13 protein-coding genes are annotated in these 18,905 nt (G+C 61.1%); 4 read left to right on the top strand and 9 right to left on the bottom strand.

The window, feature by feature from the left end:
- The first annotated feature begins 345 nt into the window (after positions 1-345).
- Positions 346-3,567: a ribonuclease E gene (rne, locus tag ACM530_RS17525; RefSeq protein WP_416362771.1), complete on the top strand. Its 3,222-nt coding sequence runs from the start codon at positions 346-348 to the stop codon at positions 3,565-3,567.
- Between the two features lie 176 nt (positions 3,568-3,743).
- On the opposite strand, the gene ACM530_RS17520 is transcribed toward rne, so the two are convergent.
- The 3 genes from ACM530_RS17520 to ACM530_RS17510 form a co-directional block, all read right to left on the bottom strand.
- Complete coding sequence (locus tag ACM530_RS17520; RefSeq protein ID WP_416362770.1) at positions 3,744-4,334, bottom strand: nucleotidyltransferase family protein; 591 nt, start codon at positions 4,332-4,334, stop codon at positions 3,744-3,746.
- Positions 4,331-5,317 (bottom strand): XdhC family protein, encoded by a 987-nt coding sequence (locus ACM530_RS17515; protein WP_416362769.1) that lies wholly within the window; start codon positions 5,315-5,317, stop codon positions 4,331-4,333. The genes ACM530_RS17520 and ACM530_RS17515 overlap by 4 nt, the downstream gene beginning before the upstream one ends.
- Positions 5,318-5,575: 258 nt before the next feature.
- Positions 5,576-6,907, bottom strand: a complete 1,332-nt coding sequence (locus ACM530_RS17510; RefSeq protein WP_145159305.1) for a dicarboxylate/amino acid:cation symporter — start codon at positions 6,905-6,907, stop codon at positions 5,576-5,578.
- 340 nt (positions 6,908-7,247) lie between these two features.
- On the opposite strand from ACM530_RS17510, the gene ACM530_RS17505 reads away from it, so the two are divergent.
- On the top strand, positions 7,248-8,246 hold the full coding sequence (locus ACM530_RS17505) for an AraC family transcriptional regulator (protein ID WP_416362768.1): 999 nt from the start codon (positions 7,248-7,250) through the stop codon (positions 8,244-8,246).
- Between the two features lie 130 nt (positions 8,247-8,376).
- On the opposite strand, the gene ACM530_RS17500 is transcribed toward ACM530_RS17505, so the two are convergent.
- The 3 genes from ACM530_RS17500 to ACM530_RS17490 are packed head-to-tail and all read right to left on the bottom strand — an operon-like array spanning position 8,377 to position 10,724.
- Positions 8,377-9,723, bottom strand: a complete 1,347-nt coding sequence (locus ACM530_RS17500) for an ATP-binding protein (RefSeq protein ID WP_416362767.1) — start codon at positions 9,721-9,723, stop codon at positions 8,377-8,379.
- Positions 9,720-10,397, bottom strand: coding sequence for a response regulator (locus ACM530_RS17495; RefSeq protein ID WP_017138377.1), 678 nt, complete (start codon positions 10,395-10,397; stop codon positions 9,720-9,722). Before ACM530_RS17495 ends, ACM530_RS17500 begins: the two co-directional genes overlap by 4 nt.
- Positions 10,398-10,415: 18 nt before the next feature.
- Positions 10,416-10,724 carry a hypothetical protein gene (locus ACM530_RS17490; protein ID WP_145159311.1) on the bottom strand — a complete coding sequence of 103 codons (309 nt, stop codon included), beginning with the start codon at positions 10,722-10,724 and terminating at the stop codon, positions 10,416-10,418.
- A 138-nt stretch (positions 10,725-10,862) separates the two neighbouring features.
- On the opposite strand from ACM530_RS17490, the gene ACM530_RS17485 reads away from it, so the two are divergent.
- Complete coding sequence (locus tag ACM530_RS17485) at positions 10,863-11,579, top strand: 4'-phosphopantetheinyl transferase family protein (RefSeq protein WP_416362766.1); 717 nt, start codon at positions 10,863-10,865, stop codon at positions 11,577-11,579.
- A gap of 81 nt (positions 11,580-11,660) precedes the next feature.
- Here ACM530_RS17485 and ACM530_RS17480 read toward each other — a convergent pair whose 3' ends face one another.
- Positions 11,661-13,271 carry an ATP-binding protein gene (locus ACM530_RS17480; protein WP_416362765.1) on the bottom strand — a complete coding sequence of 537 codons (1,611 nt, stop codon included), beginning with the start codon at positions 13,269-13,271 and terminating at the stop codon, positions 11,661-11,663.
- On the bottom strand, positions 13,268-13,993 hold the full coding sequence (locus ACM530_RS17475; RefSeq protein WP_416362764.1) for a response regulator: 726 nt from the start codon (positions 13,991-13,993) through the stop codon (positions 13,268-13,270). Before ACM530_RS17475 ends, ACM530_RS17480 begins: the two co-directional genes overlap by 4 nt.
- Positions 13,994-14,708: 715 nt before the next feature.
- Between ACM530_RS17475 and ACM530_RS17470 the strand changes: the two genes are divergently transcribed.
- Positions 14,709-17,606, top strand: coding sequence for a ribonucleoside-diphosphate reductase subunit alpha (locus ACM530_RS17470; protein ID WP_145159319.1), 2,898 nt, complete (start codon positions 14,709-14,711; stop codon positions 17,604-17,606).
- A gap of 89 nt (positions 17,607-17,695) precedes the next feature.
- Here the strand turns inward: ACM530_RS17470 and ACM530_RS17465 are convergent, their stop codons facing one another.
- Positions 17,696-18,781, bottom strand: a complete 1,086-nt coding sequence (locus ACM530_RS17465) for a hypothetical protein (RefSeq protein WP_416362763.1) — start codon at positions 18,779-18,781, stop codon at positions 17,696-17,698.
- Between the last annotated feature and the right edge of the window lie 124 nt (positions 18,782-18,905).

Genomic DNA, 18,905 nt, shown 5'->3' with positions numbered 1-18,905 from the left:
CCAACCCGCTGCGGATTCTGCGCGCGGCAGCACCCGAATTATCAGGGATACGTGTAGGGTGGAGATGCACAACCGTCGGACCGTGTAGCACTAGGCTTATATTTAGACGCTTCATCTCGTCCACAGTCGCCGGTTGATTCCTCCTCCTGACCTTAGCTTTTGTTGAAGTGGTGCCTTTGTCACCACCGCTAACAAGCAGGACGCGTCCGTCGCGATACCGGCCCAATTGGCTCGTTATTGCTGGACACTGGAGTGGCCAACCACTCTTGACGCACCTGACACCGACCGTGAGAAGTCGTGTGTGCCGAACGCCGTTTCCGGCAGCCCGGAAACCGACGGTACAACATGAAAAGAATGCTGATTAACGCAACTCAACCCGAAGAGTTGCGTGTTGCACTGGTAGATGGCCAACGCCTCTACGACCTGGACATCGAATCCGGTGCACGCGAGCAAAAGAAGGCCAACATCTATAAAGGCCGTATTACTCGCATCGAACCAAGCCTTGAGGCTGCCTTTGTCGATTTCGGCTCCGAGCGCCACGGCTTCCTGCCCCTCAAAGAAATCTCCCGCGAATACTTCAAGAAAGCCCCAGAAGGCCGCGTGAACATCAAGGACGTCCTGAGCGAAGGCCAGGAAGTCATCGTTCAGGTCGAAAAAGAAGAACGTGGCAACAAGGGCGCCGCCCTGACCACTTTCATCAGCCTGGCCGGCCGTTATCTGGTGCTGATGCCGAACAACCCGCGTGCCGGCGGTATTTCCCGTCGCATCGAAGGCGAAGAGCGCAACGAACTGCGTGAAGCGCTGAACGGCTTGATTGCACCAGCCGACATGGGCCTGATCGTGCGCACTGCCGGCCTTGGCCGCAGCAGCGAAGAAATGCAGTGGGACCTCGACTACCTGCTGCAACTGTGGACCGCTATTAAAGAAGCGTCCCTGGATCGTTCCGCGCCGTTCCTGATCTACCAGGAAAGCAACGTGATCATCCGCGCCATCCGCGATTACCTGCGCCAGGACATCGGCGAAGTGCTGATCGACAGCGTTGAAGCCCAGGACGAAGCCCTGACCTTCATCCGCCAGGTAATGCCGCAGTACGCCAGCAAGATCAAGCTGTACGAAGACAGCGTTCCGCTGTTCAACCGTTTCCAGATCGAAAGCCAGATCGAGACCGCCTTCCAGCGCGTCGTCGAACTGCCTTCCGGTGGCTCCATTGTGATCGACCCGACCGAAGCCCTGGTGTCCATCGACATCAACTCGGCGCGTGCGACCAAAGGCAGCGACATCGAAGAAACCGCCCTGCAGACCAACCTGGAAGCGGCTGAAGAAATCGCTCGCCAGCTGCGCCTGCGTGACATCGGCGGCCTGATCGTGATCGACTTCATCGACATGACCCCGGCCAAGAACCAGCGCGCCGTGGAAGAAAAAGTCCGCGAATGCCTGGAAGCTGACCGTGCACGTGTACAGGTCGGCCGCATCTCGCGCTTCGGCCTGCTGGAAATGTCCCGTCAGCGCCTGCGTCCATCCCTGGGCGAAAGCAGCGGCATCGTCTGCCCGCGTTGCAACGGCACCGGCATCATCCGTGACGTTGAATCGCTGTCCCTGGCGATCCTGCGCCTGATCGAAGAAGAAGCCCTGAAAGACCGCACCGCCGAAGTCCGCGCGCAAGTGCCGATCCCGGTTGCAGCTTTCCTGCTCAACGAAAAACGCAACTCGATCACCAAGATCGAACTGCGCACCCGTGCCCGCATCGTCATCCTGCCGAACGATCACCTCGAAACGCCGCACTTCGAAGTGCAGCGCTTGCGTGATGACAGCCCGGAAGCGCACAGCGGCCAGTCCAGCTACGAAATCGCTGCTGCCGCGGCTGAAGTGGAAGAAGTCCAGCCAGCTGCCGCAACCCGCACCCTGGTTCGCCAGGAAGCTGCCGTGAAGACCGCGCCGGCGCGTGCCAACGCACCGGTGCCTGCCGAGGTAGCCGCCCCGGTTGCCGCGCCAGCCGCCCTGCCTGAGCCAAGCCTGTTCAAAGGCCTGGTCAAATCGCTGGTCAGCCTGTTCGCCACCAAGGAAGAGCCTGTTGCTCCGGTAGTGGTTGAAAAACCTGCCACCGAGCGCCCGGCCCGTAACGAAGAACGTCGCAACGGTCGCCAGCAAAGCCGTAACCGCAACGGCCGCCGTGATGAAGAGCGCAAGCCGCGCGAGGAACGTGCACCGCGTGAAGAACGTGCACCGCGTGAAGAACGCGCGCCACGTGAAGAGCGTGCACCTCGCGAAGCCCGCGAAGAAACCCCGACCGTAGCCCGTGAAGAACGTGCACCGCGTGAAGAGCGCGCACCACGTACCCCACGCGCCCCTCGTGAAGACCGCAAGCCACGTGGCGAGCGTGAAGAACGTGTGCGTGAACTGCGCGAGCCACTGGACGCAGCGCCAGCCGTGGCTGCCGAAGCGGCCAGCGAAGAACGCCCGGCTCGCCAGCCGCGTGAAGAACGCGCCCCACGTGAAGAGCGCCAGCCGCGCCCACCGCGTGAAGAGCGTCAACCACGCGCCGAGCAAGCCGCTGCCGCCAGCGAAGAAGAAGTGCTGACGGGCGAAGAGCAGCTGCAGGAAGACGGCCAGGACAACGCCGAAGGCGATCGTCCACGTCGCCGCTCCCGTGGCCAGCGTCGTCGCAGCAACCGTCGCGAGCGTCAACGTGACGCCAACGGCAATGTCATCGAAGGCTCGGAAGAGTCCGGCGAAAACGCAGAAGCCGCCACCGCCGAACCGACTGGCGCCGAACTGGCTGCCGGCCTGGCTGTGACAGCCGCCGTGGCCACCTCGGTGATCAGCGCACCTGCTGAAGCCCAGGCTCACGAGCAAGCTGAACGCGCCACTGCCGCCGTCGAAGACACCTCTGCTGTAGAAGCGCCAGTCGCCGAAACGCCAGCGGTTGAAGCGCCAGTGGTTGAGGCCCCGGCAGTTGAAACGCCGGTAGTTGAAGCTCCAGTCGTCGAAGCAACCACCCCGATCGAAGCCCCAGTGGTGCCGGAAGTGGAAGTTGCACCGGTTCGCGAAGCCCAACCGGCAGTGGAAGTCACCGCTGTCGAGCCTGCACCGGTGGTTGAGCCTCAGCCAGTGGTTGAAGCGCCGGCTGTCGAAGAAGAGGCTGCCCCGGCAGTGCGTGAAGTTCGCGAAGAACAGACCGCCTTCCAGTGGACTGCCGAGCCAGCCGCTCCGGTTGAAGCGCCGACCCCTGCCCCTGTGGCAGAAGAAGCGCCAGCACCGGTTGCCGAAGTGGTTGAAGCCGCTCCAGTGGTGGTTGCCGAGCCTGCGCCAGTGGTTGAAGCACCAGTGGTTGCCGAAGTCGCCGCCCCGGTGGTTGAAGCCGCCCCTGCCAGCGCCCTGACTGAAAATGGCCGCGCGCCGAACGACCCACGTGAAGTGCGTCGCCGTCGCAGGGAAGCTGAGGCCGCCGCCGCGGCAGCTGCTGCCGCACCGGCTGCTGCTGAAGTGGTCGAGGCGCCAGCCCCGGCTGCCGCTGAGCACGCCCCAAAGGCTTTGGAAGCAGAACACGAGCCTAAACCTCTCGTCTGATTCCATCAGCCACTAAAAAGCCCCGCCTGAGTGATCAGGCGGGGCTTTTTTATGGGCGATTGATTTGAGACCTGCGCAGTTCCAACACGGGAGCGGGCTTGCTTGTGAATACGGTGGTTCAGCCACCAAATTCATTGACTGGCACCCAGCATTCGCGGGCAAGCCCGCTCCCACATTCAGTCGGCGTTGAAATTCAGCCTCTGTGGCAGATCCACATCCCAAAGCACCCCCGGATCATTCACGTGAACCTGCGCTACCTTCGCCTGAGCGAACAGAGGCTTGGCGCCACGATCCCCGGTCAACGCCATCAGGCCTGGCCCGAACGCACGACCAAACGCCACAGGATGGCCGCACGCTCCCGCATGCACCGGCACGCTGATACCCTCCTCCTGCAGCGCATCCAGCACCTGTTCAATGCTCGATGCTTGAATAAACGGCATGTCGCCCAATACCACCAACCAGCCGTCTGCCGCGCCACTGGCCGCAACCACCGCCGCAAGGCTGTCGCCCATGCCGGCAGAATGCAGCAACAGGACTTCACAGCCGTAAGCCTGTGCCAGGCGAATCACCTCCAGCCGGTCCGGCGAAGTCACCACCCAGCGCTTTACAACACGCTCAGGCAAATTCACGAGCACCTGCTCGATCACCGGCCGCGTCACACCATCTAGGCCCACGCAATCGGCCAGCAACTTGTCTTTATCAGCCCCCGCCTCAGCCCGGAAACGACTGCCCTGCCCTGCCGCCAGCACAATCGCGGCAACGGTCATTGAGCTGCTACCGGCAACGGCTTTTTCTGCAGTGGTGCCACGCCGTTCTTGATCGCAACGATTTCGGCCATCAACGACAACGCAATTTCCGACGGTGTATGACTGCCGATGTGCAAACCGATCGGCCCATGCAAGCGGGCAATGGCCTCCGCCGACAGGCCCAGCGCCGCCAGGTTCTCTCGGCGCTTCTGGCTGTTGACCCGTGAACCAAGGGCACCAATGTAGAACGCCGTGGAATTGAGCGCCGTCAGCAGCGCCATGTCATCCAGGCGTGGATCGTGGGTCAGACAGACGATGGCAGTGCGTTCATCGGTCTGGATATTGAGCACCGCTTCATCCGGCATGCCCGGTACAAAGCGGCCGTGCTGCTCTTCCCAGCCATAGACGAACTCTTCACGCGGGTCGCAGATCAGCACTTCGAAATCCAGCAACCGCGCCATCTCGGCCACGTAGCGTGACAACTGGCCCGCACCGATCAGCAACAAACGCCAACGGGGGCCATAGATCGCGCGCAGGCGTTCGCCATCGAAGGTCACGACATCGGTCTTGCTCGCACCGCTCAAGCTCACCTCGCCAGTGGCCAGGTCCAACTCGCGCGCAACGATTTCATGCGCCTCACACCGCGCCAGCAATTGGGCGACCCAAGCCCAGTTGTCCACGCGCTCTTCGGTCAGGCGCAATGTACCGCCGCAGGGCAAGCCAAAACGCGCAGCTTCATCCCGGGTAACGCCATAGGTCACCAGTTGCACCGGCGGCCCGTCGTCCGGCAAGCGACCGTCCTGCAAGCGCGCGATCAAGTCATCCTCGATGCAGCCACCGGACACCGACCCAATCACGACACCGTCGCCCCGCAAGGCCAACATCGCCCCAGGCGGGCGCGGCGCACTGCCCCAGGTCTGGACCACGCTGTAGAGCACCACTCGGTGCCCTGCGCGGCGCCAATCGAGCACGCTGCGCAAGACATTCAGATCCACACTGTCCATCAAAACTCCTGCAAGCGATTGCAGCGCAAACATGCGGCTGGCTAATGGGTTTTAGAGCGGACACCCCGGCGTGAGTTTCATCAGCATCGTCCGGTCAGGGCCAACGGACGTAGGCAGATACAAGCCTCATCGCGATTTGATGAAGTGGTGACTGACTGTAAATCAAAAGCACCGAAAAGTGACCCCGCAGAAACGCAAACGCCCCTATCAAGTCGGGGCGTTTGCAGAGCGTCTGGCGCGATTCACGCCTTCGGCATGTTACTTGACCGCAGGAGCTGGGCCTTCAGCCACGCCCAGGTCATCTTCCGGACGGGTGTCGGAGATGCCAGTGCCGCCGGACGCCAGCTCGCTGTGCAGCTTGTCGGTGTCCAGTTCCTTGACCCACTTGGCCACAACGATGGTGGCAACGGCGTTGCCGACCAGGTTGGTCAGTGCGCGGGCTTCGGACATGAAGCGGTCGATACCCAGGATCAGCGCCAGGCCGGCAACCGGCAGATGGCCAACAGCCGACAGGGTGGCCGCCAGCACGATGAAGCCCGAACCGGTCACGCCTGCAGCGCCTTTGGAGGACAGCAGCAGCACCAGCAGCAAGGTGATCTGGTGGGTGATGTCCATGTGGGTGTCGGTCGCCTGAGCGATGAACACGGCCGCCATGGTCAGGTAGATCGAGGTACCGTCGAGGTTGAAGGAGTAGCCGGTCGGGATCACCAGGCCTACTACGGATTTCTTCGCGCCCAGACGCTCCATCTTGATCAGCATGCGTGGCAGTGCCGATTCGGAGGAGGAAGTCCCCAGTACGATCAACAGCTCTTCACGGATATAGCGAACCAGCTTCAACACGCTGAAACCGTGTGCGCGGCAGATGGCGCCCAGCACCACGACCACGAACAGGATGCAGGTGATGTAGAAGCAGATCATCAGCTGACCCAGCTGTACCAGCGAGCCTACACCGTAGGCGCCGATGGTGAACGCCATGGCGCCCAGGGCACCCAGTGGCGCGAGCTTCATGATCATGTTGATGATGTTGAACATCACGTGCGCGAAGCGATCGATGAAGTCCAGCACCGGCTTGCCGTAGGCACCCAGGCGGTGCAGGGCGAAACCGAAGATCACCGAGAACATCAGCACTTGCAGGATATCGCCGTTGGCGAAAGCGCCGACGATGGTGTTCGGGATCACGTTAAGGATGAAGCCAACCACGCTCTGGTCTGCACCGGCAGTCACGTAGGCCGCGACTTTGGAGGCGTCCAGGGTAGCCACGTCGATGTGCATGCCGGCGCCCGGTTGCACGACGTTAACCACGACCAGACCGATCAACAGGGCGATGGTGGAAACAACTTCGAAGTACAGCAGCGCGTAGCCACCGGTTTTGCCCACCGATTTCATGCTTTGCATACCAGCGATGCCGCTGACAACGGTGCAGAAGATGATCGGGGCGATGACCATTTTGATCAGCTTGATGAAGCCGTCACCCAGTGGCTTGAGCGCCACGCCGGTCTGCGGGTAGAAGTGACCGAGCAAAATACCGATAACGATTGCAACGATCACCTGGAAATACAGGGATTTGTACAGTGGCTGACGAGTCGTCATTGCAAAGTTCCTCAATCGCACCGTGTGGCAAATATCCGCCATTGCCCACGACACTTGAATTGCGAACCCTCCTGCACTGGAGGGATTTGTTGTTTGCGAGGTCTGCTGAAACAGGCCTGCGCTGTTTTCTGTATCGCAAACGCCGTGCCACTTCGCTTAAAAAATGCTGAAGGCCTTTAGACATCAGGGCTGGGGGCAAGACGACGGCCCTGTACACCCTGGAAGATGTGGCGGAATTCCGCCAGGCCACCCGGTCTCGTCCTACAATTTGGCGGATATCCGCCTTGTCGCCCCTCTCGGTGATGGCTAACATCCGCCACTCCATGGACGAGGCCCTCACATGCGTGAACGTACCATCGCCAGCCACTACGCCCGGGCCGCCCTCGGCGGTGCGCGCCGGGTCGGCTACGACTGCTCGGGCCTGCTGCTGCAGGTGGGCATCCCCCCCGAGCTGTTGACCGAACCCCGCGCCCGCATCGCCCCCGAGCAATTTACCCGGCTGTTGCAGAGGTTGTGGCTGGCGCTGGACGATGAATACCTGGGGTTTGCCGAAGGCCCGAGCAAGCGCGGCACTTTCGCCATGATGTGCCACGCGCTGATTCACTGCCGCACCCTGGAGAAGGCTCTGGAACGCGGCTTATTATTTTATAGCCTATTCCCACAGGGTCCGCGCTGGCAGCTGACGAGAGAAGGCGATATGGCCCGGCTGAGCCTGGACGATTCGCAGCTGTGGGACCCGGATCACTTCCTCAGTGAATGCCTGCTGGTGATCTGGCATCGCCTGAGCAGTTGGTTGATCGGCCAGCGTATCCGCCTGCAACAGGCAACGTTCAGCTACCCGATGCCGGCCCATGCCGGCGAATACGACCTGTTCTTTCCCTGCCCTCAGGTATTCGGCGCGCCACACAGCAGCCTGGTGTTTCCCAGCCGCTACCTGAGCTTGCCGCTGCTGCAGGACGAACGCACCCTCAAGCATTTTCTCGAGCGCTCCCCCGCCGACCTGCTGTCGCGGCCGGATGAAGGCGACAGCCTGAGCAGCCAGCTGCGCCGCCTGTTGAGCCGTGACCGCACGCCCTGGCCGGACCTGGAAGCGATCGCGCAGCACTTGCACATCAGTCCTCAAACCCTGCGCAGGCATTTACGTGAGGAAGGCACCAGTTTTCAGGCGCTCAAGGATGAATTGCGACGGGACATTGCCATCTATCACTTGGGACGAGCGGATTTGTCGTTGCAGGAGATTGCCGAGCAGCTGGGGTTTTCCGAGCCGTCGGCGTTTCATCGGGCGTTCAAGAAGTGGACGGGCTTGACGCCGGGGGCGTATCGGGCGCAGGAGAGTTAGCGGTGTGGTGCCATTGCCGGCCCCTTCGCGAGCAAGCCCGCTCCCACATTTAACCGCGTTTATCCTGTAGGAATGCGGTCGAATGTGGGAGCGGGCTTGCTCGCGAAGGGGCCAGTGGAGTCAACAGAGATCACAAGGCCGGAAAGTGAATCTTGAACGCCGCGCCGCCCAAGGGTGAGTCGCCCAAGGTCAGCCGCGCGCTGTAGCTTTCAATAATGTCCTTGACCACCGCCAGACCAATGCCCTGCCCCGGATGCTGACGGTCCAGCCGTTCACCCCTTTGCAGAATCCGCGCACGCTGATCAGGCGGCACACCAGGCCCGTCATCTTCAATGCACAGCTCGGTGCCTTCGAGGTTTTCCGTGAGGCTAATGCGCACTTCGCTCAGGCACAGGCGATAGGCGTTTTCCAGCAAGTTGCCGAGCATTTCGAGCAACGCGCCTTTCTCGATCGGCACATCGCATTCGGCCGGCAACTCAAGGGTCACCGTCACGCGTTTATCGCGATAGACCTTGTCCAGCGTGTCACACAGGCTTTGCAATACCGGCTCAAGGCGCACCTGGTGGCGCACCAGCCCGCTTTTACGCAAGCTGGCACGCTGCAACTGGTAGCCGATCTGCTGGCTCATCCGTTCGATCTGCGACTGCAATACCCAGGCCTGGCCGCGATCTTCCGGGCGCTGGGCCATGTCTTCACTCACACCCTGCAACACGGCCAGCGGCGTTTTCAGGCTATGGGCCAAGTCGTCGAGGGAATCGCGGTAGCGCGCCCGTTGTTCACGCTCGCTGTGCAGCAAACGGTTGAGAGAGCCCGTCAAACGCAGCAATTCACGTGGATGCTCTTCGGAAAGGCTTTCGCGGGTGCCGCCTTCGATCTGGTCAAGTTCCTGGCTAAGGCGCCGCAGGGCTTGCAGGCCCCACGTCAGGCCCAGCCACAGCAACGTCAGCAACACCAGCAAGGCCGCGCCGAACCCCAGATAGAGGTTTTCCCGCAGGCCTTCAAGGGTCAGCTGGTATTCGCGCACTGGCTGCAGGGCCACGATACTGAACGCCGCGCTCTTGCCGCCCAGCAGCTTGACCTCGACGTCATACACGAAAAACTCCTGACCATTGGCCTCGCGTATGCGCGCGAACTCATTACCGCGCCCGTCGTAGCGCGGCTTGTAGTTGATGTTTTCTTCCTGGGTAGCGCGTGAGCGCCATACCAGATGGCCTTCACGGTCGTAGATATAGCCAAGCAGACGGCTATCGGTGAGGTTGAAACGCTCGTCCGGCAACTGCGCAGGCATCAGCAGGCGATTGTTTTCGACGCGCGCAGCGGAAATCAGGGTGGTGACGTCCGACGCCAGGCGCTGCTCGATGGAATCCTGCAGCGCCAGGCTGAACGCCCCTTGCATGGCGGGCAATAAACCCAGCATGAACAACACGGCCAGGGTGGTGGCCGCCAGCATCAAGCGCACACGTAACGAGCGTATCAACGGCAGCGCTCATTAAACAGGTAACCCAGGCCCCGCACGGTGTCGATCGGCTTGAACCCCGCCGGCCCTTCCAGCTTGCGGCGCAGGCGGCCGACGAGCACTTCGATCACGTTCGGATCGCGCTCGTCGTCATCGGGATAAAGCTGCTCCATCAGGCGGTCCTTGGCGACGACTTGCTGATGGTGGCGCATCAAGTATTCGAGAATCCGATACTCATAGGCGGTCAGCGCCAGCGGCTGCTCATCCAGGGACGCTTGCTTGCGATTGAGGTCCAGCAGCAAGGGCCCGGCAACAATGGTCGACTGGGTGAAACCGCTGGAGCGGCGCAGCAAGGCGTTCATCCGCGCCTCCAGCTCTTCGAACTGGAACGGCTTGACCACGTAGTCGTCAGCGCCGGCCGCCAAGCCTTCGACCTTGTCCTGCCAGTTGCCGCGGGCGGTGAGGATCAGGATCGGGAAGGTCTTGGCCTGGCTGCGCAGTTGGCGGATCAGGTCCAGGCCGCCCATGCCGGGCAGGCCCAGGTCGATGATGGCCAGGTCATGGTTGAATTGCCCGGTCTGGTACAGGGCTTCCTCGGCATTGGCCACGGCCTCGACCACGTGCCCGCTGTCGGTCAGGCGGGTGAACAGGTGATGACGCAACAGCGCCTCATCTTCCACGACCAGCAATTTCATAAGGCTCTCCAAGGCAATTCAACTGTCCGACAGGGGGATATCATAGCGGCCCTGCAAGTCTTGCGGGCGCAGTTTAATGCCATTGTATTGGCCCGTCAGGTGTTCGTAACCGGTGCGGTAGGCAGGTTGCGGGGCGCTCAGGCCCAGGGACTGGCCCCACGGCGCGGCCTGGGTGCCCGCGTCTTCGAAGCTGACACGATGGATCAGGTTGCTGGACTTCTTGGTTTTCTCGCCACCAAAGGCCGCAAATGCACCGTCCGACGCCTGGACGCCGGCAGTGGCACTGAGCATGGTTAACGCCAACATCAGCTTTTTGATCGCAGTCATGGTGCTTACCTCTACGCGTTTTGGCTGTTGAGCCCAGACTACGCAGGCGCCCCTGAACTCCCCCTGAACGGGCTCTGAACCGGGCCTGAACCGTGACGGGCTATCCACTGGCGCGCCAACTGACGCAAAATACCGCGCATGACGCCTCTACCCGCTTGCTGCACCCCACTTGATGCCCATTGGCCGCTGCCCGCTCCGTTGCCGGGCACGGTGTTTCTGAGCACCCGTTTCGATCCAGCCTTATTAGCCGCAGGTGATTTCCAGCGCTGCGCGGTGCCGCCTCCGGCCAGCATCCAGCGCTCAGTGGCCAAGCGCCAGGCGGAGTTTCTCGCCGGCCGCCTGTGCGCCCGCGCGGCGCTGCAACAACTCGATCACCTCGATTGCGTGCCGCCCATCGGCGAAGACCGTGCGCCGGTGTGGCCTGAACACATCAGCGGCTCAATCACCCACAGCACCGGGCACGCTGCAGCGATTGTCGGGCACAAGGCGCAATGGCGTGGGCTGGGGATGGACCTGGAGAATGTGCTGGCCCTGGACCGGGCCGAACGCCTGGCCGGGGAGATTCTGACGGCTGAAGAAATGCAGCGCATGACAAGCGTGCCGCGCGAGCAGGTCGCCTTGTTGGTGACGCTGACGTTTTCGGCCAAGGAAAGCCTGTTCAAGGCGCTCTACCCGATCGTGCAGAAGCGCTTTTACTTCGAACATGCCGAGGTGGTGGCGTGGTCCGAGACCGGGCAGGTGCGACTAAGGCTGCTGACCGACCTGTCTGCCGAGTGGTGCCATGGCACGGAGTTGGAGGCGCAGTTTGCGGTGGAAGGTGAGCAATTGTTGAGTCTAGTAGCCGTCAGGGCCTGATCTGACGCTATCGCAGGCAAGCCAGCTCCCACATTGGAATGCATTTCAACTGTGGGAGCTGGCTCGCCTGCGATAGCGATCTCAAGCCTTCTCCTGATCCCTGGGCCAACTCAGGCTGAAACACGCCCCACCCAGGTTGTTGCTCTTGCTGATCAACGCCCGCCCGCCGTGCCAATAGATGATCCGCCGCACAATCGACAAACCCAGGCCGTGCCCGCCGGAGGCGCGGGTGCGGCTGTCGTCCAGGCGCAGAAACGGCGTGAAGATACGCTCCCAGGCGCTTTCCGGCACACCGGGGCCGTCGTCTTCCACATCGATGCGGCAACGCACCTGCCCGACCTGGTAGCTGATCAACACCTGGCCCTGGGCGTGGCGCATCGCATTGCTCACCAGGTTTTGCACAGCGCGGTGCAAGTAGCGCGGCTCGGCATCGACCCAGGCGTCGTCCCAATGCGCCGACGACAAGCAAATACCACGGGCTACGTTGACCTGAGGGCGCAGTGGCGACAATTCGCCGATCACCTGATCGAGCAACGCGCTGAGGTCGACCCGCTGGAAATTCAGCTCCGGCGCGCCCTGCTCCAGGCGGGCGTAGGTGAGCATTTCGTCAACCAGGCCATCCAGGTCCTGAATGTCGCTGTCCATGCCGTCCATGTATTTGCGCCGCGCCTCGGGGCTGGCGGCGTCGCCGATCATCTCCAGGCCAAAGCGCAGGCGTGCCACCGGAGTGCGCAATTCGTGGGACACCGCCCGCACCAGCTCACGCTGAATCGCCAGTAACTGCTGCAAGTGCTCGGCCATGCCATTAAAGGCCGCCGCCAGTCGCCCCACCGAGTCGGCGCCGCGTGCCGGCACGCGGACCTCCAGATTGCCTTTGGCGATGCGTGTGGCCGCCGCTTCCAGCCCCTTGAGACGCCGCTCAAGCTGACGCACCAATAAATACACGATCAAGCCGATCAGGGTCAGGCTGATCAAGGCGATCAGGATCAGCCACTGCGGCGGGTAAGGGTTCATTTGGTACAGCGGGCCGATTTCCAGTACCCATGGCGTCCCGACCATGCCGGCAAACACGCGGATCGAATCGCCGCCCTTGCCCAAGGCCATCACCGTATCGCCTTCCGAGACCCGTCGGCGCTGGTCGTCGTCCATGTCAGCCTGGTCCAGGGTCATCAGGTGCATGTCAAAACCAAAGCCCTTGGCTTCTTTTATGTCAGCGAGTTTTTGCGGCTGCTCGGCGACCGGAAAGCGCACCAGTTCGTCAGCCAGCAGGTAAATCGTCGCGCGGGCCAGTTGTTCGCTGATCTGTTGCACTTCGCCGGTGAGTACCAGTTGTTCTTGCTCGCTGACCAGGCGCAACACTCGCGCCGCATGCGGCCCGGTCTGCTCGACCAGCACCTGGCCGCGTTGCAGGCGGTTGCGTTGGCTCAGGTCCAGTTGCGCGTCGGTGAGTGTGCGCAGTTCCAGGGGAATGCCCAGCAAACGCTCCCACACCGCCAGGGCGCGCTGGCGTTCGATGGCGCTCATGGGCAGCAGGTTGTCGCCCATCAACGCGAAGGTGCCGTGGGCCAGGCGTTCACGGTATTGACCGCTGCGCACTTCATTGAGCAGGTGCAGGGCCAGTACGCCCAGCAGCGCGACCAGGATCAGCGCCGCGCACATGCCGCCGTAGATGCGCAGGAAGATTGAGTTCACAGCGGCATATCGGCAGCGGCTTCGGGGACGAACAGGTAGCCTTTGCTGCGGATCGTCTTGATCAGGCGCGGGTGGATCGGGTCGTCGCCGATTTTGGGGCGAATGCGTGAGATGCGTACATCGATGGAGCGGTCCTGGCCGTCGTAGCCGATGCCGCGCAGGGCGATAAAGATTTCTTCGCGCGACAGGATGCGTCCGGCATTCGCCACCAGCAGCCATAGCAGGTCGAATTCGGCACTGGTCAACTCAATGCCACCTTCGTGCAGCCAGGCTTCGCGCAGGGCGTTGTCCACCACCAAGGGGCCAAATTGCAGGCGACGCTGGTTTTCCACGGCGATCGGCAAGACCGGCTCACTGCGCCGCAGCAGGGCCTGGATGCGCGCCAGCAACAGGCGCGGGCGCACGGGTTTGCACACGTAATCATCGGCGCCCATGTCCAGGCCCTGCACCTGGTCCATGTCATCGGTGCGTGCAGTGAGCATCAGGATCACACCGTCATAGCGCTCGCGCACACTGCGGCAGATGCTCAGGCCATCTTCGCCGGGCAGCATCAGGTCGAGGATCACCAGGTCGGGCTGTTCGGCAATGATGCGTGCCGCCGCCAGGGCGCCGTCGCTTTCCACCGCCACCCGCAGGCCGTTGCTCTGCAAATAATCACGGGTCAACTCGGCCAATCGCTCGTCGTCCTCGACGATCAATATCTGCCAGGCTTCTTGCTCCATGCGCTACCTCGGTTCTAATTATTGTCATCTACGGGGCACACACTGCTGCCTCTATTGAAGGCCGATTGTAGCCATGCGCCAGCCCTCTGGCACAAGCCGGGAAATCCATTCGGTGATCGCATTTTTTTGTGGTAGGGTTCGCGCCCTCAAAATTCCAATCGGCTGTTTTTACCTTGGAATATTCGGTGACAAACGGCGCGATCCAGTAGTACTGCGGCCTACACGGGCGTTCTACGATTCATACACATTTTACCCACAGCGTTATCCACAGGTAGTGCGTTGCTAAGCCCCCCAAAACGCATTATCTTGTACCTCGGCGCTAAAAAAACCCTACATGTAGGGTTTTAAGCGAAAAACCAAACACAGATCAGACAAGAAACTCAAGCGCTTTCTTGCTCCCGTTTGGTTGGAACCAACGCATTTTTTAAAAGCCCAAACCGCGCACGCGGATGGCAGCCGTTTTCCAGCCTCCAGGGCAGAAAGCGGTACGGGTGTTGCAGTGCTTGAAGCGAGCAACTGTCACCCACCAGGAATACGGCGAAGGGCGCCTCACGGCCCGAACCGAAGACTTCGGCATGGAAGCGGCGCGATGAGCTCCCTTCCTCCTGTCCCGAAGTTGTTATGCCAGGCCCAGGCCTGCTGTAAGTGCTTCAGGACGGAACGGTGGGCACCGTGATGGTGCCCAAATAAATATAGAATGTGGAGACAACCCCCCATGCAAACCGACACAACTCGCGAGAACCCGCAGGGCTCCGTGCCGCAGGCCGCTGATTCGAACCTGGATCTGTCCGCCACTGCACCTGGCCAACTGCGAGTGATCAAGCGTAACGGCACTGTCGTTCCTTACACCGATGACAAAATCACCGTCGCTATCACCAAAGCGTTTCTTGCAGTTGAAGGCGGCACCGCTGCTGCCTCGTCGCGCATCCATGACACCGTTGCCCGCCTGACCGAACAAGTCACCGCGACCTTCAAGCGTCGCATGCCCTCGGGCGGCACCATCCACATCGAAGAAATCCAGGACCAGGTCGAACTGGCCCTGATGCGTGCCGGCGAGCAGAAAGTTGCCCGCGACTACGTGATCTACCGTGACTCGCGCGCCAAAGAGCGCGCTGTACGCACCCCGGCTGAAGAAGCTGCCGTACAAGCTCACCCGTCGATCCGCATCACCCTGGCTGACGGCACCTTTGCACCGCTGGACCTGGGCCGCCTGAACACCATCATCACCGAGGCCTGCGAAGGCCTGGAAGAAGTCGACGGTGACCTGATCCAGCGCGAAACCCTGAAGAACCTGTACGACGGCGTGGCCCTGACCGACGTCAACACCGCCCTGGTGATGACCGCCCGTACCCTGGTTGAACGTGAGCCGAACTACTCGTTCGTGACCGCGCGCCTGCTGATGGACACCCTGCGTGCCGAAGGCCTGGGCTTCCTGAAAGTCGCCGACAGCGCCACCCACCACGAGATGGCTGACCTGTACGCCAAGGCCCTGCCTGCCTACATCGCCAAGGGTATCGAGTTCGAATTGCTCAACCCGATCCTGGCCACCTTCGACCTGGAAAAACTCGGCAAGGCAATCAACCACGAGCGCGATCAGCAGTTCACCTACCTGGGCCTGCAGACCCTGTACGACCGTTACTTCATCCACAAGGACGGTATCCGTTTCGAACTGCCGCAAGTGTTCTTCATGCGCGTGGCCATGGGCCTGGCGATCGAAGAGAAGCACAAAGAAGACCGTGCCATCGAGTTCTACAACCTGTTGTCGTCCTTCGACTACATGTCGTCGACCCCGACCCTGTTCAACGCCGGTACCCTGCGTCCACAGCTGTCGAGCTGCTACCTGACCACCGTGCCGGATGACCTGTCGGGCATCTACCACGCGATCCACGACAACGCCATGTTGTCCAAATTCGCCGGCGGCCTGGGCAACGACTGGACCCCTGTGCGTGCACTGGGTTCGTACATCAAGGGCACCAACGGCAAGTCCCAGGGCGTTGTACCGTTCCTCAAAGTAGTGAACGACACCGCTGTAGCCGTGAACCAGGGTGGCAAGCGCAAAGGCGCTGTGTGTGCCTACCTGGAAACCTGGCACATGGACATTGAAGAGTTCATCGAGCTGCGTAAGAACACCGGTGATGACCGTCGTCGTACCCACGACATGAACACCGCCAACTGGATTCCTGACCTGTTCATGAAGCGTGTCTTCGACGACGGCCCGTGGACCCTGTTCTCGCCATCGGAAGTACCAGACCTGCACGACCTGACCGGCAAGGCCTTCGAAGAGCGTTACGAGTACTACGAAGCCCTGTCCCAGTACCCAGGCAAGATCAAGCTGTTCAAGACCATCCAGGCCAAAGACCTGTGGCGCAAAATGCTGTCCATGCTGTTTGAAACCGGCCACCCATGGCTGACCTTCAAAGACCCGTGCAACCTGCGCAGCCCGCAGCAGCACGTGGGCGTGGTCCACAGCTCGAACCTGTGCACCGAGATCACCTTGAACACCAACAAGGACGAGATCGCCGTTTGCAACCTGGGCTCGATCAACCTGCCGAACCACATCGTCAACGGCAAGCTGGACACCGCCAAGCTGGAACGCACCGTGAACACCGCCGTTCGCATGCTCGATAACGTGATCGACATCAACTACTACTCGGTACCACAGGCGCAGAACTCCAACTTCAAGCACCGTCCGGTCGGCCTGGGCATCATGGGCTTCCAGGACGCGCTGTACCTGCAGCACATTCCTTACGGTTCGGACGCTGCGGTCGAGTTCGCCGACAAGTCGATGGAAGCGGTCAGCTATTACGCCATCCAGGCTTCCTGCGACCTGGCCGACGAGCGCGGTGCCTACGAGACGTTCCAGGGTTCGCTGTGGTCCAAAGGCATCCTGCCGCTGGATTCGCAACAGATCCTGATCGAGCAACGTGGCCAGAAGTACATCGACGTTGACCTGGAAGAGTCCCTGGACTGGGCGCCGGTACGTGCCCGTGTGCAGAAAGGCATTCGTAACTCCAACATCATGGCCATCGCACCGACCGCGACCATCGCCAACATCACTGGCGTATCGCAGTCGATCGAACCGACCTACCAGAACCTGTATGTGAAATCGAACCTGTCGGGCGAATTCACCGTGATCAACCCGTACCTGGTTCGCGACCTGAAAGCCCGCGGCCTGTGGGACTCGGTCATGATCAACGACCTGAAGTACTACGACGGTTCGGTGCAGCAGATCGAGCGCATCCCGCAAGAACTCAAAGAGCTCTACGCGACTGCGTTCGAAGTGGACACCAAGTGGATCGTTGACGCCGCCAGCCGCCGTCAGAAGTGGATCGACCAGGCCCAATCGCTGAACCTGTACATCGCTGGCGCATCGGGCAAGAAGCTCGACGTGACCTACCGCATGGCTTGGTACCGTGGCCTGAAAACCACTTACTACCTCCGTGCCCTGGCCGCGACCAGCACCGAGAAGTCGACCATCAACACCGGCAAGCTGAACGCTGTTTCCAGCGGCGGCAACCACGGTGATGATTCGGTTCTCGCAGCACCAGCCGGTCCAGCGCCAGTGCCAAAGGCCTGCGCGATTGATGAGCCGGATTGCGAAGCTTGCCAATAAGCTGAGCTGATCCCGGGCTTGATTGCCCGGGGTTGAAAAAAACCGATAGACCCTGCTGCAGTGGGTTTATCGGTTTTTTTGTTTTTACGCTAAACGAATTCGTAGGCGTTGCCTTCCTGGGGAGCGCCGCCCCGCCCTCCCCACAACTCCACGCGCCCGCCAATCACCGCCATTGAATGGCCGCCATAGTCGACAACGCCCAGTGTGCCGCTTGCCAGCTCCGAACTCGAAGAGGCTTTGTAGAGGCCCTTCAACCCAAGCCGGTCCAGCGCCTCTTGCCCCATCTCACCGTTGTTCAAGCTTTGCATCGCATGCGCAAAACTCTGTTTTGAAGCCTCGGGATTGTCATCAAAACCATTCCCTTCCATCTGTGCACGCTTGGCACTCACCGCGTACATGAAGTTGGCGTCGGTCATCATCGAGGGGTTATCCCCCTTGAACTGCGCGTAACTGGCGGCGTACCTCAGTTCAGCCTTGGATAAATCCAGTTCGAACCCATCGCGCATCTTGACGTGATAGCCACCAGCGGTCTCATGCACCTCAGCGAAAACATCAGTGGGCTTCTGCCCAAACTTCATCATCGCCCCCTTTATCGCGGCAACCGTGACGCAATTACCATCAGGCCCCTGGCTGAATCCACTCCAGATATTGTCCGGCTTCTTGCCCGGGTTACTTGCGTCCGGCGTGTAGTTGAAATGCTTGGAGCCTTCGGTAATCGGCAGATTACTCATGGGCTCACTGCCGCCAAAATCGCTTGGATTAACCCGGCGGCCATCACCCCCACCGCCACCGCGATCTGGCGACGGTGTGGGACGCGGTGTTGGAGACGGAGTCGCGTCATCTGCAAACAGCTCCGGAAACAGCCTCTTCAACAGCGCAAGAAAATCTGTGACGGCATCGCGCTTCAGCTGCTCAAGGATTGCTTTGAATTTTTCCTCTCCCAGCGCGTTTCGCTTGTCATTGAGCTTGTCGCGCAGGTCCTGGACCGTCTGGTTTTTGGAGGTTTTCTCGGCGTCATTCAACTGCCTGAGAAGCTGCGTGACCGCCTCTTTATCGGCATCGAACGCATCCCGGCTACCCTCTGATCGGCTGACGCCATTCAGGTACTGCCCTGCCCACCCAACGCCATAACGCACACCTCCAGCCCCTTGGCCGGACATCGACGAACTTCCCATACCGAGCCACCTTGTGATCGAACACGTTGAGGCTTGATGAGTGGGAAGAACCGTGTGGCCGGTTCCAACACGGGCCTGTCGGCTGTAATCAGGCGAGAGGTGGGAATATTCCCCGATGCCAAAT

The organism is Pseudomonas sp. NFX183, from assembly GCF_047943075.1.
Taxonomy (GTDB): Bacteria; Pseudomonadota; Gammaproteobacteria; order Pseudomonadales; family Pseudomonadaceae; genus Aquipseudomonas.
This window is presented reverse-complemented; position numbering and strand designations above follow the sequence as displayed.